Raw genomic sequence first — 13,565 nt, 5'->3', positions numbered from 1 at the left:
GATGGCGAGCGTGTACGACGAGACCGCGCACAGCGCCCTGCAACAGTCCGCCCGGGACCACCTGTGGATGCACTTCACCCGCATGTCGTCCTACGACACCGCCGATGTCCCGGTGATCGTGCGGGGGGAGGGGGCCTACGTCTGGGACGCACAGGGTCGCAAGTACCTCGACGCGCTCGGCGGGCTCTTCGTCAGCCAGCTCGGCCACGGCCGGACCGACCTCGCCGAGGCCGCTGCCAAGCAGGCCTCCGAGCTCGCGTTCTTCCCGCTGTGGTCCTACGCGCACCCGACCGCCATCGAGCTCGCGGAGAAGATCGCCGGCTACGCGCCGGGCGACCTCAACCGCGTCTTCTTCACCTCGGGCGGCGGTGAGGCGGTCGAGTCCGCCTGGAAGCTCGCCAAGAACTACTTCAAGCTCACCGGCAAGCCGCTGAAGCACAAGGTCATCAGCCGGGCCATCGCCTACCACGGCACCACCCACGGCGCGCTCTCGATCACCGGCCTGCCCGGTCTCAAGGCCCCTTTCGAGCCGCTGGTGCCCTCGACCTTCCGGGTGCCCAACACCAACGCCTACCGCGCGTCGGAGATGACGGGCGGCTTCCTCGACGGCTCCGACCCCAAGGCCTTCGGCCGCTGGGCCGCCGACCAGATCGCCGTCGCGATCGAGAACGAGGGCCCCGACACCGTCGCCGCCGTCTTCCTCGAGCCGGTGCAGAACGCGGGCGGCTGCTTCCCGCCGCCGCCGGGCTACTTCGACCGGGTCCGCGAGATCTGCGACGAGTACGACGTCCTGCTGGTCTCCGACGAGGTGATCTGCGCCTACGGCCGGCTCGGCCACATGTTCGGCGCGGAGCGCTACGGCTACCAGCCCGACATCATCACCTCCGCCAAGGGCATCACGTCCGGCTACGCCCCGCTCGGCGCGATGATCGCCAGCGACCGGATCTACGAGCCCTTCGCCCACGGCACCGAGACCTTCCTGCACGGCTACACCTTCGGCGGCCACCCGGTCTCCACGGCGGTCGCGCTGAAGAACTTCGAGATCTTCGAGAACGAGAAGATCAACGAGGGCGTGCGCGAACGCGAGGGCGCCTTCCGCGGCACCCTGGAGAAGCTGCTCGACCTGCCGATCGTCGGCGACGTCCGCGGCGACGGCTTCTTCTACGGCATCGAGCTGGTCAAGGACAAGGCCACCAAGGAGACCTTCGACGAGGACGAGTCGGAGCGCCTGCTGCGCGGCTTCCTCTCCAAGGCCCTGTACGACGCCGGCCTCTACTGCCGCGCCGACGACCGCGGCGACCCGGTCATCCAGCTCTCGCCGCCGCTGATCTGCGAGCAGTCGCACTTCGACGAGATGGAGCAGAAGCTGCGCTCCGTGCTCACGGAGGCCGCCTCCCTCCTCTGAGGGACACCACAGCCGGGGACCGGACGGGCCCCTGTCGTGCCACCGAGTGGGGTGAGCGCGACAGGGGCCCGTTTCGTTCGCCGCTGGCCGAGGAGGTTGCGCAGCAACCGTCTCGAGACCTCTGGCCGTCCCCGCTGGTCGAGGAGGTTGCGCAGCAACCGTCTCGAGACCTCTGGCCGCGGTGCTGGAACCGTGACGAGCACAGCCGCTGCACCGAGGCCAGCGGCCTCGAGACGGGCGCCGGGGCGCCCTCCTCGACCACCGGAGGCGGTCAGGCGGGCTGCTTCCTCCTGGCGGCCAGCATGTTGCCGATGACGATGGTCAGCGAGATCAGGAACATGATCGTGCCGATGACGTTGACCTGCATCGGCACACCGCGCTGGCTCACGCCCCAGACGTACATCGGGAAGGTGACGGTCTGGCCGGCGTTGAGGTTGGTGATGATGAAGTCGTCGAAGGACAGCGAGAAGCTCAGCAGGGCCGCGGCGGCGATGCCGGGGAAGACCAGCGGGAAGGTGATCCGCCAGAAGGTGGTGGCCTCGCTGGCGTAGAGGTCCATCGCGGCCTCCTCGAGGTTGCCGTCGAGGCCGGCGAGCCGGGCCTTGACCGTCACGATGACGAACGACAGGCAGAACATCACGTGCGCGATGAAGATCGTGACCAGGCCGAGCTTGCCCCCGAAGCCGGCCGACACGAAGAGCGCGAGGAGCGAGGAGCCCATCACGATCTCGGGCGAGGCCATCGGCAGGAAGATGATCGTGTTCATCGCCGAGCGGCCGCGGAAGTCGTGGCGCACGAGGGCGAACGCGGCAAGGGTGCCGAGGATGGTGGCGACCAGCGTGGCCGCCAGGCCGATCCCGACGCTGCGCAGCACCGCCTCGCACATGCCGTCGGGCTGGCAGACGTTCGCCCAGTTGTCGAACGTGAAGCCCTTGAAGGCGTAGACGTTGCGCGACGCGCTGTTGTCGTTGAAGCTCATCAGCATCACGACGGCGATCGGCACGAACATGTAGACGAGCACGAGCAGGCCCGCCGCGAGGACGAGGTGCTCGCCGATCCACCGTCCGACGCGTTGCAGTCCGGTCACAGGAGCTCCTCCGTCCCCGCCTTGCGGATGTAGATGACGACGAGCGCCACGATGATCGCCATCAGGGTGACCGAGAGGGCGCCCGCGGCGGCGTAGTCGCCGGTGTCGGTGAACAGGTCCTGGATGACGTTGCCGACCATCCGCTGGTTGGTGCTGCCGAGCAGCTGGGCGTTGATGTAGTCGCCGGCCGCCGGGATGAAGGTCAGCAGCGTGCCGGCCACCACGCCGGGCATCGACAGGGGGAGCGTGACCTTGAGGAATCCCCGCGACGGGGAGGCGTAGAGGTCGCTCGCGGCCTCGATGAGCCGTACGTCGATCTTCTCGAGGCTGGCGTAGAGCGGCAGCACCATGAACGGGAGGAAGTTGTAGACCAGGCCGGCGATCACGGCGATGGGCGTCGCCAGCAGCCGGTCGTCGTCGCCCATCAGGTGCACCGTCTGCAGGGCGTCGACGATGAAGCCGTCGTCGGCGAGGATCAGCTTCCACGACAGGGTGCGCACGAGGAAGCTGGTGAAGAAGGGCGCGATCACCAGCACCAGCAGGAAGTTGCGCCACCGGCCCGCCTTGAACGCGATCGCGTAGGCCAGCACGTAGCCGATCACCGCGCAGATCACGGTGGCGACGCCGGCGTACCAGAGCGAGCGCCACAGCTCGTCCCAGTGCTCACGCAGCGCGTCCCAGAAGTTCGCGACGTGGTAGGTGACGTCGTACCCGGTCAGGACCGAGCCCTGGGGGTCGTAGAGGCTGGTCGCGAGCAGCGAGTAGAACGGGATGACGAAGAAGACACCGAGCCAGAGGGCCGCTGGCAGCATCAACCAGTAGCCGGTGAAGCGGCCCCTGCGCATCAGTCCTCCTCCAGGGCGCCGGCGTTGACGTCCTGGTCGGCGGGCAGCAGGAAGGCGAACTCGGGACGCCACGACACGTCCACGCGGGTGCCCTGGTCGAGGATCCCGCGGCGGCCGGTGTTCTGCTCGAAGGCCATCAGCTCCTGGCCCCACGGCATCATCACGAGGTACTGCGTGCTGACGCCGACGAAGCTGACGTCGGTGATCACGCCGCCGGGCAGGTGGTTGCCGGGGGCGTCGATCGGCTCGCCCTCCGGGGCGACGAGCACCTTCTCCGGACGGATCCCGATCCACCCGTTGCCGCTGCGCACGTGGGCGCGCTCGGCGGGGATGGAGACCTGGGTGCCGTGCATGTCGACGCGTACGACGTCGCCGTCCGCGCTGCTGACCGTGCCCGCCACCAGGTTGGACTGGCCGAGGAAGTTGGCGACGAAGGTGGTCCGCGGGTTCTCGTAGAGCTCGGTCGGCGAGCCCATCTGCTCGATCACGCCGCCGTTCATGACCGCGATCGTGTCGGCCATGGTCATCGCCTCCTCCTGGTCGTGCGTGACGTGCACGAAGGTGAGGCCGACCTCGGTCTGGATCCGCTTGATCTCGATCTGCATCGCGCGGCGCAGCTTGAGGTCGAGCGCGCCGAGCGGCTCGTCGAGCAGCAGCACCTCGGGCCGGTTGATGAGCGCCCGGGCGAGGGCGACGCGCTGCTGCTGGCCGCCCGACATCTGCGGCGGCTTCTTGCGCGCCTGCGCCTCGAGCTCGACGAGCTCGAGCATCTCCTGCACCTGGCGGTCCACGTCCTTGGCGCCGCGCCGGCGCAGGCCGAAGGCGACGTTCTCGTGGATGTCGAGGTGCGGGAAGAGCGCGTAGTTCTGGAAGACGGTGTTGACCGGGCGCCGGTACGGCTTCTCCCAGGTGATCTCGTCGGTGCCGAGGTGGATCGTGCCCGAGGTCGGCGACTCCAGGCCGGCGACCATGCGCAGGGTCGTCGTCTTGCCGCACCCGGACGGGCCGAGCAGGGCGAAGAAGGTGCCGGCCGGCACCTCCAGGTCGAGCGAGCGTACGGCGGTGAAGGTCGCGAACTCCTTCGTCAGCGCGCTCAGCCGGAGGTTGCGGGGCTCGCCGGACGAGCGGTGGGCAGGGGCGTCGGTGCGGTCAGCCGCCAGTGACATCAGCGAAATCCTTCTCGTAGGCGCGGACCTGGAACTCCTCGAGGGCCATGAACGTGTGCGTCGTGGCCAGCGACTCGGCAGTCGGGAAGATCAGCGGGTTGTCGACGAGGCTCGGGTCGACCTTCTCCATCGCCTCCTGGGCGCCCTTGACCGGGCAGATGTACCAGACGTAGGCGGCGAGCTTCGCGGCCACCTCGGGCTCGTAGTAGTAGTTGATCCACTCCTCGGCACTGGTCTGGTGCGTCGCGAGGTTGGGCACGAGCATGTTGTCGGACCAGATCATCTGGCCCTCCTCGGGCGCGACGAAGACGAGGTTCTCGTCCTCGGCCGCGGCTACGTCACCGGACCACGCCTCGCAGGCGAGGACGTTCCCGGCGGCGAGGTCCTGGATGTACTCGTTGCCGGTGAAGGCGCGGATCTGTCCGTCGCTGCGGGCCTTCTTGATCCGGTCGACCGCGTTGTCCCACTGGTCGTCGGTGAACTCGGCCGGGTCGTCGCCCTGGGCGAGCAGCGCGAGGCCCATCGTGTCGCGCATCTCGGTCAGCAGGGTGACCCGGCCCTTGAGGTCCTTGCGGGAGAGCAGCTCCTCGAAGGAGCGCACCTCCTTGACCTTCGCCTTGTTGTAGGCGATCCCGGTGAGACCGCTCTGCCAGGGTGCCGAGTACTTCCGCTCCGGGTCCCAACCGACGTCGGCGAGGGAGTCGATCAGGTTGGCGTGCAGGTTGGGCACCTTGGCCGCGTCCAGCGGCTGGATCCAGCCGACCTGGATCATCCGCGCCGCCATCCAGTCGGTCAGCATGAACAGGTCGCGCTTCGAGGTCTGGCACGAGCCGAGCTGGTTGACGACCTTCGCGAAGAACTCGAGGTTGTCGTTGACGTCGGCGGTGTAGGCCACCTCGATGCCGGTGCGCTTCTGGAACTCGGTCAGCGTCGAGACGTAGCCCTCGTCGTCCTCGTCCATGTAGCCCGGCCAGTTGGACACGACGAGGCGCCGGTCGGACTCCGACAGGTCGCGCGTCGTACACGTCGCGGGGTCCTGCTTGCGGTCGGGCGTGCCGAACAACGGCAGTACGCCGAGGCTCGCGGCGCCGAGCGCGACGCCGGCCCCACCGCGCAGGGCTGCCCTGCGACTGATTCCGGACGAGCCGGCCAAGCTCCCACCTCCCCTGTGGACTGGTCTGCGCATCGTGACATGGCACAGGTCACATGACAAGGGATTCCGTGGTCAGTTGATGTGATTGCAACGGAATCCGAACATGCACGTTGCGCGGAGTCGTCCGGACCTGTGAGGATTCGGGGGTGACCAAGCCCAAGCCCGCCCCGCTGGACGACGTCTCCAAGGCGATCATCGCCGAGCTCCAGGAGGACGGACGACGGTCCTACGCGGCGATCGGGAAGGCGGTCGGCCTGTCGGAGGCCGCCGTGCGGCAGCGCGTGCAGCGGCTCACCGACAGCGGCGTCATGCAGGTCGTGGCCGTCACCGACCCGCTCGAGCTGGGCTTCGCCCGCCAGGCCATGATCGGCATCAAGGCCACCGGTGAGCTCGAGCCGATCGCCGATGCCCTCGCCGAGCTCGACGAGGTGGACTACGTCGTGATCACGGCCGGCACCTTCGACCTGCTGGCCGAGGTGGTGTGCGAGAGCGACGAGCACCTGCTGCAGATCATCTCCAGCGGGATCCGGCGCATCCCCGGGGTGCTGTCGACCGAGGCGCTGGTCTACCTGCGGCTGCGCAAGCAGACCTACTCGTGGGGCGTGCGCTGACTAGCGGACAGCGCCGCGGCTGAGCAGGCGCGCGCGGACCCGGTGCAGCCGGGGGAGCAGCAGGTAGACCACGATCGGGACGGCGATGCTCGCCATCACCAGGGTGCGCAGCACCGTGTTGGCGTCCTTCAGCAGGGAGCCGACGGTCAGGTTCAGCACGGTGAGCGTCGGGAACACGGCGAGCCAGATCATCAGGGCGAGCTGGTGGCGGCTGGGGGCGGCGACGGGTTGCGTCGTGGCGGCAGCGGTGGGGGTGGTCGACATCGAGGTCTCCTCGGGCTGGGGGTCCGCCACGGGATCGCCGGGCGGAGGCTCCGGGTACAAGCGCGGGGAGCCGTCGCTGATTCCCGGCCCCGTCCGGCCGCCTCGAGCACTCCCGGCCTGTGCGCCGAGCGTGTCCACCCCCTACGATCGCTGCATCGGACTTGGGGCTGGTGATCACATGGGCATGCGCTTGAGCAGGATCTGGTTGGCGCGCGGCATCGCTGTCGGCGTCATCGCATTCGTGGTCGGCGCCTGGGCGGTCGGTCTCGCGATCGGCAAGGACCAGCCGGCGAAGGACCGTGAGACCCGGCCCGCGTCCCCGGAGAGCTCCCTGACGCCGAGCGAGGAGCCGTCCGTCATGGGCGAGGTCGTGGACCGCCCGCGGCCGAGCGACAGTGCGACCGACGAGCTGACCGACGACCCGACCGACGACCCGGCCGACGTGGTGCCGGCCGCGGAGACGGACGAGCCCGCGGACGACGACCCGCGCACGCCGAAGCCCTCGCCGAAGCCGTCGGGCTCGCCGAAGCCGAGCCCCTCGGGCAAGCCGACCAAGACGCCCTCGCCGACGCCGAGCCCCACCGGTCCGGACTGCCAGGACCTGGGCGAGGTCCTCGACTGCGTGCTGGCGCCGATCACCACGCGACCCTGAGCCCGTTGCGGCCGTGCCGGCCCACGTCGCGGCAAGCAGTCGGTCAGGCCGCCTCCCCGTCGGCGTAGCGGTCCAGCGCCGAGCGCCACATGCGGGCGATCAGCCGGTTCATCGGGGTGCGGTGGATGACGAAGAGCCCGATCCGGTCCCGGGCGCGGGTGGCGTCGTACGACGACCACTCGACCGCGAGCCGGCTGCCTCCACCCTCGGCCGGCGCGATGGTGACCGAGCCGGAGCCCCGGCCGCCGTAGCTGTTCTCGACCTCCGTCCAGCGGACGACGGCGGGGTCCGACCAGTCGTAGCGCGCCACGATCCAGAAGGGCGATCGTGGCGTGCTCTCGCGCGCCACGGCCCAGGTGTCGCCCTGCTCGCGCACCTCGTAGGTGGCGGGGTCGAGCGTCCGGCTCCAGGTCCGGAGCCGTTGGTCGGAGAAGTCCGTCAGCGCGCGCAGGACCTGGTCGGGCGAGGCCCGGGTGGTCAGGTCGAAGCGCACGACCCCACCGCTACTTGCCGAAGCGGTAGGTGCTGAACTGCGCGTCCATGCGGGCGTCCTGGCCGGCGGTGAACTCGAACATGCACGCGTCGTCGGAGTAGTCCATGAAGTTGTTGATCGGGTCGACGCCGCCGGAGCGGCAGGTGTCGCGGCCGGTCGGGCAGCCGAAGGCTGCCGAGCGCTCGGGCGCAGTGTCCGCGACGTAGTCGCCCGTCTTCGAACAGCCGCCCTGGAAGGTGTGGTAGAGCCCCATCCAGTGCCCGACCTCGTGCGTCCCCGTGTCGCCCTCGTTGTACGGCGCCGCGGACCCGCCCGGCACGGACGAGAACAGCAGGACCACGCCGTCGGCCTTCGGGCTCGATGTGTACGACGCCGGGAAGGTCGCCCAGCCGAGCAGGTCGGAGCCGGGGTTGTTGGAGTAGATGTTGAGGTCGTCGGCCGTGCCCCGCCGCAGCGCGTTCTTCATCTGCGTCTCGGCGGTCGTGCCCGGCTCGGCGACGTACCAGCCGGCGTTGGTCGTGCGGTCCGTGCTGACCAGGCGGAACTGCCAGCCCCACGGGGCGTAGGCGGCGTTGAGGACGGAGATCTGGCTGTTGATCTGGCTGTCCGGGATGTTGCCCGCGGCCAGGCTGGTGCCGTTGTTGATGACATGCCAGTGGACGTCGATCGTGCCGCCGGTCACCGCCGGCCCGCCTCCGCCGCCACCCGGCGGCTTGCCGAGCGCCGACTTCGCCTGCGCGTTGCCCTTCGCGAGCAGCGCCGCCTCCCGCTGGTACGCCGCATCCACGTTGGCCTCGCCGCCACGTCCGCGTGCCGCCGCGCCGGCGGTCGTGCGCGCGGCTGCGGGCTCGAAGCAGGGGGCGTCGCCGGCGGCGCTGGCCGAGCTCGTGCCGGGGGCGGCGGCCCCGCTCAGCACGGCCCCGACCAGGGTGACGGATCCAGCGAGGGCGGCGAGACGGCGGCTTCGGATCACGAGGACTCCCGGAGAGTGCGGTGGAGCGGGATCGGCGGGATTCGAGGCTAGCCCTGCGTGGCAGGCGCGTCGAGCGTTTCGTGACGCCTGCCGCGGAAGAGCGGCGGCAGGAAGCGCAGCATCAGCGCCGACCAGGTCGCGTGGGTCAGCAGCGGCGCCTGGATCCCGCCCGAGGCGCGGCGCTGGAGGGCGAACAGCCAGCCCATGACGGCCGCGGCGAGCACGAGGGCGGGGTTGCGCGTCGTGGTCGTGGCGAGGGCGTAGACCGCGGTCGACCCGGCGACCGGCGAGCGATCCGACAGGGCCGAGTAGAGCGCGCCGCGGAAGAAGATCTCCTCGGCCGCGCCGTTGGCCAGTGTCGTGGCCATGACGAGGCGGTCGTCGCCCTCGTCGGCGAAGCGCAGCACCCGGGCGAGGGCGTCGTCGAGCACCGGGATGTGCCGGGCGACGAGCGCCCCGGCGTAGAAGACCCCGAAGGCGCCGACGCCCGTCGCGACCGGCGTGAGCACGGGCCGGCGCAGGGTGGAGTCGCGGTTCTCGATCCACCCGAGGTGCAGCGGTCCGGACACCAGGCCGCCCAGGGTCCAGGTCGCGGCGACGGCCGCGGTGGAGGCGTAGAACCGGCGCGAGCCCGGGGGAGTGGCGAGCGAGCGTCCCAGCAGGGCCGCGCCGCACAGGGCGGTCCCCGCGACGACCCGCTGCCGCCGGCGCCGGACCGACCTCGTCTCCGGGCGGACGTGCCGGCCCGGGTCGACCACGTGCGAGAGGGGCCGGGGCAGGAGCCGGTCGAGCCGGCTCGCCGCCCGGCTCACCGGCGGGCTCCGCGGTGGGGCCCTCGCTCGGCTCCTCGCTCGGCGAGGGCGAGGCGGACCGCGTCGTCGTACCCCATCGGCTCGAACGGTACGACGTCGCGGATGCTCGTGTCGCGCACGACGACGGTGTTGGCCATCGAGTCGACGAGGTTGCGCCCGGTCCGGGTGTCGACGTCGGTGACGAACGCGAGCCAGCGCGAGGAGAGGCCGGGGGTGAGGAGCGGCACCGGGAGGATCGGCAGTCGACGGCCCTCGATGGCGGCGACGCGCTGGAGCATGTCGGCGTAGGCGAGGACGTCGGGGCCGCCGATGTCGAACACCCGGCCGAGGGCGGCCGGCTCGTGGAGGACGCCGACGAGGTAGCGGATGACGTCGGCGATGGCGATCGGCTGGGTCAGCGTGCTCACCCAGCGCGGGGTCACCATCGCGGGCAGGTGCTCGACGAGTTGGCGGGTGATCTCCCACGAGATGCCGCCGTGGCCGACGACGATCCCGGCGCGCAGCACCGTGACGGGCACGCCGCCGGTGCCGAGCAGCTGCTCGACCTCGCGCCGGCTTCGCAGGTGCGCGGAGAGGTCGTCGCCGTCGTCGCCGAGGCCGCCGAGGTAGACGATCTGCGCCACGCCGGAGGCCGCTGCCTGCTCGCCGAACGCCTCGGCCGCGGCGGCGTCGCGGGACTCGAAGTCGTCGTTCGCGAGGGAGTGGACGAGGTAGTAGGCCGCCGAGCAGCCGTCCATGACGCCGGCCAGGCTTGCCGGGTCGGCGACGTCGCCGTGGACTGCCGTGCCGGGACCGTCGTACGACGTGGGGTGGCGGGTCATCACCCGGACGTCGGTCCCGCGTTCGGCCAGCGCCGCCACCAGCCGGCTGCCGACGAAGCCGGTCCCGCCGGCGACGAGCACCGGTGCGGTCATGCGATCGCCTCGACCGCGCAGGCGTGCGCGGACTCGGCGGCGGGGCTGGTCGGCAGGCTCAGCAGCCAGGCCAGGGGAGCGAGTCCGCTGGCGGCGTGCTCGGGCGCGGCGTGCCACGCCCGGAGGAAGCGGTCGGTGGTCGCTCGCTCAGCGGCTGCGTGGGGGTGGGCCAGGCCGCGGGTCCGGGCGCGCACCAGCTCGAGGTGGAACGCGCGACTGCTGGTGGCGTCGTAGAACCGGCGGAACGCCTCCCGGTCGCCGCGGGCCGACCGGAGCAGCAGGTCGGCGAGGTCGTCAGCGGTGTCCATCGGATCCTCCCAAACCTCAACAGATTTCCTAAACGCTCTGTTGAGGTTAGAGTGTGCACATGGACGAGGGCAAGGGCGCGCCGCTGACGATCGGCGACCTGGGGGAGCGCACCGGGCTGAGCCCGGCCGTGCTGCGCATGTGGGAGACCCGGCACAACTTCCCGGTGCCGCAGCGGTTGTCCTCGGGCCACCGCCGCTACACCGAGGACGACGTCGCCCGCGTGCAGCAGGTCCTGCGCCGCAAGGAGGCCGGCGTCCGGCTCGAGGTCGCGATCGCCGAGGCGTCGGCGGCCACCGCACCGACCTCGCCATCGATCTTCGCCGAGCTGCGCCGCAAGCACCCCACCCTCGTCACCCACCGGCTGAGGAAGTCCACCCTGATCGCGCTGTCGTGGGCCCTGGAGGACGAGTGCTGCGCGGTCGCCGACCGCCCCGTCCTCTTCGGCGCCTTCCAGCGGGGCGACTTCTACGACTCCTCCGCGGCGCGCTGGACCGAGCTCGCCCGCACCGCCCGGGCCGCCATCGTGTTCGCGGACCGCTGGAACGGCACGGCCTCCGACGCCGCGGGCCCGGCCCGCTCGCCACTGTCCGAGGACGCGCCCCTGCGCCGGGAGTGGGCCGTCGTCTGCGACGCCCCCGACTCCACCGCCTGCCTGTCGGCGTGGGAGCTCCCCGGGCAGGCCGACGTGCCCGACCGCCAGCGGGTCTTCGAGGCCGTGTGGACCGTCGACCCGGTCGCCGTGCGCGATGCCGCCCGCGTCGCGGCCGCGGTCGCTGCCGAGGCCGGCGTCCTCGGCGCGACGGACCTGGTCGCCGAGCTCGCCGGCGCACCGACCGCCCGTCCTGCGGCCACCGCCCCCGTGACCGCCCTGTTCAACCGTGTCGTCGCGTACGTCGACCGGCTCACCTGAGGAGGACCCGATGTCCGTCGTACCCACCGAGTTCGAGACGCGCCGCCCCGGCCCGCTCCAGCCGCTCGCCGTCCGCATCGGCGCGATCTCCTGGATGCCGCGCCTGCTGCCGGCGATCGTGCGCACCGACAAGGCCCTGCAGGGCGCCACCCGCGGCCGCGTCACGATCCTCGACGTCGCCGGCCTGCCCAACCTGATGCTGACGACGGTCGGCCGCAAGAGCGGCCTGCCGCGCAGCAACCCGCTCCTGTGCGTCCCGGACGGGCACCGGATCCTCATCGCGGGCTCCTACTTCGGCGGTCCCAAGGAGCCGTTGTGGGTCAAGAACATCGAGGCCAACCCCTCCGTCACCGCCCGCTTCCGCGCCGAGACGTTCGAGCTCGTCGCCCGCCGCCTCGAGGGCGCCGAGCGCGCCGAGGCCTGGCAGACCATGCTCGCGACGTGGCCGAACTTCGCCCGCTACGAGCAGCGGACCGACCGGCAGATCAAGGTCTTCGAGCTGGTCGCCGCCGACTGAGCCGACGCCTCGCGTTGCCATCGCCCCGGCGGGGTACTCCACGTTCGGCGCCCCGGATCCGGGACGCCAGGACGTATCGCGAGGAGGCCCGACGTGACCGATGTGGCGGACAAGGACGCCCCCGTGCGGGAGCCCATCGACCAGGCGACCATCCGGGCTGAGCTGGGCGTCGCCGACGAGTTCGACGCGGCCGCGGAGACCGAGCGCCGGGTCGCCTTCCTGGCCGACTACCTGGAGCGGGCCGGCGCGTCCGGCTACGTCCTGGGGATCAGCGGGGGAGTCGACTCCACGGTCGCCGGTCGGCTCGCGAGCCTCGCCTGCCAACGGGCGGGGCGGTCGTTCACGGCCATGCGCCTTCCCTACGGGGTGCAGGGCGACGAGGCCGACGCGACTGCGGCGGTCGCCTTCATCGAGCCCACGTCGACCGTGACGGTCGACATCAAGCCGGCCGTCGACGCGCTGCACGCCGCGACGACCGATGACACCCTGGCCGCAGAGAAGGCGGACTTCGTGAAGGGCAACACCAAGGCACGCCTGCGGATGACGGCGCAGTACGCCGTCGCCGGTCGCCTCGGTGCACTGGTGGTCGGCACCGACCACGCGGCCGAGGCCGTGATGGGCTTCTTCACCAAGCACGGCGACGGCGCCTTCGACGTCGGCCCGTTGCTCGGCCTGACGAAGTCGCGCGTGGTGGCCATCGGGCGCGAGCTCGGCGCGCCGGACCACCTCGTCGAGAAAGTGCCGACGGCCGACCTCGAGGAGCTGCGGCCGGCCCTGCCGGACGAGGTCGCCTACGGCGTCACCTACGCCGAGATCGACGCCTACCTGACCGGTGACGACGTCGGCGAACGGGCGCGGCGCGTGATCGAGGACGCCTACCGTCGTACCTCCCACAAGCGGCAGCTGCCGCCGGGGCCCTGAGCCGTGGTCGACAAGGTCGCCGAGGCGGTCAGCGACACCGTTGCCGAGATCGCCTCCATCGCCGCCGAGCGGTCCCTCGCCGTCGCCTGCGCGGAGTCGCTCACGGCGGGCGCGATCGCGAGCGCGCTGGCGCGGGGTGAGGGCGCCGCGTCGTGGTTCGCCGGTGGCGTGGCGTCGTACATGAGCCGGGTGAAGTACGACGTCCTGGGCGTCACGGAGGGACCGGTGATCACCGCGTCCTGTGCCGAGGAGATGGCGCAGGGCGTCGCCAAGCTGCTCGCCGCCGATGCAACTGTCGCCGTCACCGGCGTCGGCGGTCCCGGCGAGGAGGAGGGCGAGCCGGCCGGCACGGTCTTCATCGCGAGCCTCGTGGACGGCCGGACCCGGGTCGAGCTGTACCGGTTCGACGGCGATCCGCCGTCGGTGCTGGACCAGACGACCGCGGCCGCCGTCGCCCAGCTGCTGGCTGACCTGAGGCGGGCGCCGGGGGACTAGCGGCGTTCGCCGCCGCTCCCGAGGAAGGGAGCAAGCGC

At 71.3% G+C, this 13,565-nt stretch carries 17 protein-coding genes; 7 read left to right on the top strand and 10 right to left on the bottom strand.

What is annotated here, in order from left to right; all coding sequences use genetic code 11:
- The first annotated feature begins 1 nt into the window (after position 1).
- Entirely contained in the window at positions 2 to 1,405 is a 1,404-nt protein-coding gene (locus BJ993_RS00085; RefSeq protein ID WP_179647282.1) for an aspartate aminotransferase family protein, read from the top strand.
- 271 nt (positions 1,406 to 1,676) lie between these two features.
- Here the strand turns inward: BJ993_RS00085 and BJ993_RS00080 are convergent, their stop codons facing one another.
- Genes BJ993_RS00080 through BJ993_RS00065 form a run of 4 tightly spaced genes read right to left on the bottom strand, consistent with a single transcriptional unit; the run spans position 1,677 to position 5,656 of the window.
- A complete protein-coding gene (locus BJ993_RS00080) occupies positions 1,677 to 2,492 on the bottom strand; it encodes an ABC transporter permease (RefSeq protein ID WP_308645426.1) in 816 nt (271 codons plus the stop codon).
- Positions 2,489 to 3,337 (bottom strand): ABC transporter permease, encoded by an 849-nt coding sequence (locus BJ993_RS00075; RefSeq protein WP_051932179.1) that lies wholly within the window; start codon positions 3,335 to 3,337, stop codon positions 2,489 to 2,491. The genes BJ993_RS00080 and BJ993_RS00075 overlap by 4 nt, the downstream gene beginning before the upstream one ends.
- A complete protein-coding gene (locus tag BJ993_RS00070) occupies positions 3,337 to 4,503 on the bottom strand; it encodes an ABC transporter ATP-binding protein (protein ID WP_051932180.1) in 1,167 nt (388 codons plus the stop codon). Before BJ993_RS00070 ends, BJ993_RS00075 begins: the two co-directional genes overlap by 1 nt.
- The gene (locus BJ993_RS00065; protein WP_036544783.1) at positions 4,487 to 5,656 is read right to left on the bottom strand and encodes a polyamine ABC transporter substrate-binding protein; all 1,170 of its coding nucleotides are present in this window, start codon (positions 5,654 to 5,656) and stop codon (positions 4,487 to 4,489) included. Before BJ993_RS00065 ends, BJ993_RS00070 begins: the two co-directional genes overlap by 17 nt.
- Positions 5,657 to 5,802: 146 nt before the next feature.
- Here BJ993_RS00065 and BJ993_RS00060 point away from each other — a divergent pair, with 146 nt between their 5' ends.
- Positions 5,803 to 6,267, top strand: coding sequence for an Lrp/AsnC family transcriptional regulator (locus BJ993_RS00060; RefSeq protein WP_036544785.1), 465 nt, complete (start codon positions 5,803 to 5,805; stop codon positions 6,265 to 6,267).
- Here the strand turns inward: BJ993_RS00060 and BJ993_RS00055 are convergent, their stop codons facing one another.
- Positions 6,268 to 6,531, bottom strand: coding sequence for a putative antibiotic biosynthesis monooxygenase (locus BJ993_RS00055; protein ID WP_036544787.1), 264 nt, complete (start codon positions 6,529 to 6,531; stop codon positions 6,268 to 6,270).
- A 178-nt stretch (positions 6,532 to 6,709) separates the two neighbouring features.
- Here BJ993_RS00055 and BJ993_RS00050 point away from each other — a divergent pair, with 178 nt between their 5' ends.
- On the top strand, positions 6,710 to 7,183 hold the full coding sequence (locus BJ993_RS00050; RefSeq protein WP_036544788.1) for a hypothetical protein: 474 nt from the start codon (positions 6,710 to 6,712) through the stop codon (positions 7,181 to 7,183).
- Positions 7,184 to 7,226: 43 nt separating this feature from the next.
- Here the strand turns inward: BJ993_RS00050 and BJ993_RS00045 are convergent, their stop codons facing one another.
- The 5 genes from BJ993_RS00045 to BJ993_RS00025 are packed head-to-tail and all read right to left on the bottom strand — an operon-like array spanning position 7,227 to position 10,683.
- Positions 7,227 to 7,676, bottom strand: coding sequence for an SRPBCC family protein (locus tag BJ993_RS00045; RefSeq protein ID WP_179647281.1), 450 nt, complete (start codon positions 7,674 to 7,676; stop codon positions 7,227 to 7,229).
- Positions 7,677 to 7,686: 10 nt separating this feature from the next.
- A complete protein-coding gene (locus BJ993_RS26435) occupies positions 7,687 to 8,649 on the bottom strand; it encodes a zinc metalloprotease (protein ID WP_218864568.1) in 963 nt (320 codons plus the stop codon).
- Positions 8,650 to 8,696: 47 nt separating this feature from the next.
- A complete protein-coding gene (locus BJ993_RS00035) occupies positions 8,697 to 9,461 on the bottom strand; it encodes a CPBP family intramembrane glutamic endopeptidase (protein ID WP_308645425.1) in 765 nt (254 codons plus the stop codon).
- Complete coding sequence (locus tag BJ993_RS00030; RefSeq protein ID WP_179647280.1) at positions 9,458 to 10,375, bottom strand: NAD(P)H-binding protein; 918 nt, start codon at positions 10,373 to 10,375, stop codon at positions 9,458 to 9,460. The genes BJ993_RS00035 and BJ993_RS00030 overlap by 4 nt, the downstream gene beginning before the upstream one ends.
- The gene (locus BJ993_RS00025; protein ID WP_179647279.1) at positions 10,372 to 10,683 is read right to left on the bottom strand and encodes a sigma-70 family RNA polymerase sigma factor; all 312 of its coding nucleotides are present in this window, start codon (positions 10,681 to 10,683) and stop codon (positions 10,372 to 10,374) included. Before BJ993_RS00025 ends, BJ993_RS00030 begins: the two co-directional genes overlap by 4 nt.
- Positions 10,684 to 10,742: 59 nt before the next feature.
- On the opposite strand from BJ993_RS00025, the gene BJ993_RS00020 reads away from it, so the two are divergent.
- From BJ993_RS00020 to BJ993_RS00005, 4 genes are all read left to right on the top strand, one after another.
- Entirely contained in the window at positions 10,743 to 11,594 is an 852-nt protein-coding gene (locus BJ993_RS00020) for a DICT sensory domain-containing protein (RefSeq protein WP_179647278.1), read from the top strand.
- 10 nt (positions 11,595 to 11,604) lie between these two features.
- On the top strand, positions 11,605 to 12,111 hold the full coding sequence (locus BJ993_RS00015; protein ID WP_179647277.1) for a nitroreductase family deazaflavin-dependent oxidoreductase: 507 nt from the start codon (positions 11,605 to 11,607) through the stop codon (positions 12,109 to 12,111).
- 93 nt (positions 12,112 to 12,204) lie between these two features.
- Entirely contained in the window at positions 12,205 to 13,032 is an 828-nt protein-coding gene (nadE, locus tag BJ993_RS00010) for an NAD(+) synthase (protein WP_308645424.1), read from the top strand.
- Between the two features lie 3 nt (positions 13,033 to 13,035).
- On the top strand, positions 13,036 to 13,527 hold the full coding sequence (locus BJ993_RS00005; protein ID WP_179647276.1) for a CinA family protein: 492 nt from the start codon (positions 13,036 to 13,038) through the stop codon (positions 13,525 to 13,527).
- The last annotated feature ends 38 nt before the right edge of the window (positions 13,528 to 13,565 follow it).

Origin of the sequence: Nocardioides aromaticivorans, from assembly GCF_013408525.1 — a bacterium.
In the GTDB taxonomy this organism is placed as follows: Bacteria; Actinomycetota; Actinomycetes; order Propionibacteriales; family Nocardioidaceae; genus Nocardioides; species Nocardioides aromaticivorans.
This window is presented reverse-complemented; position numbering and strand designations above follow the sequence as displayed.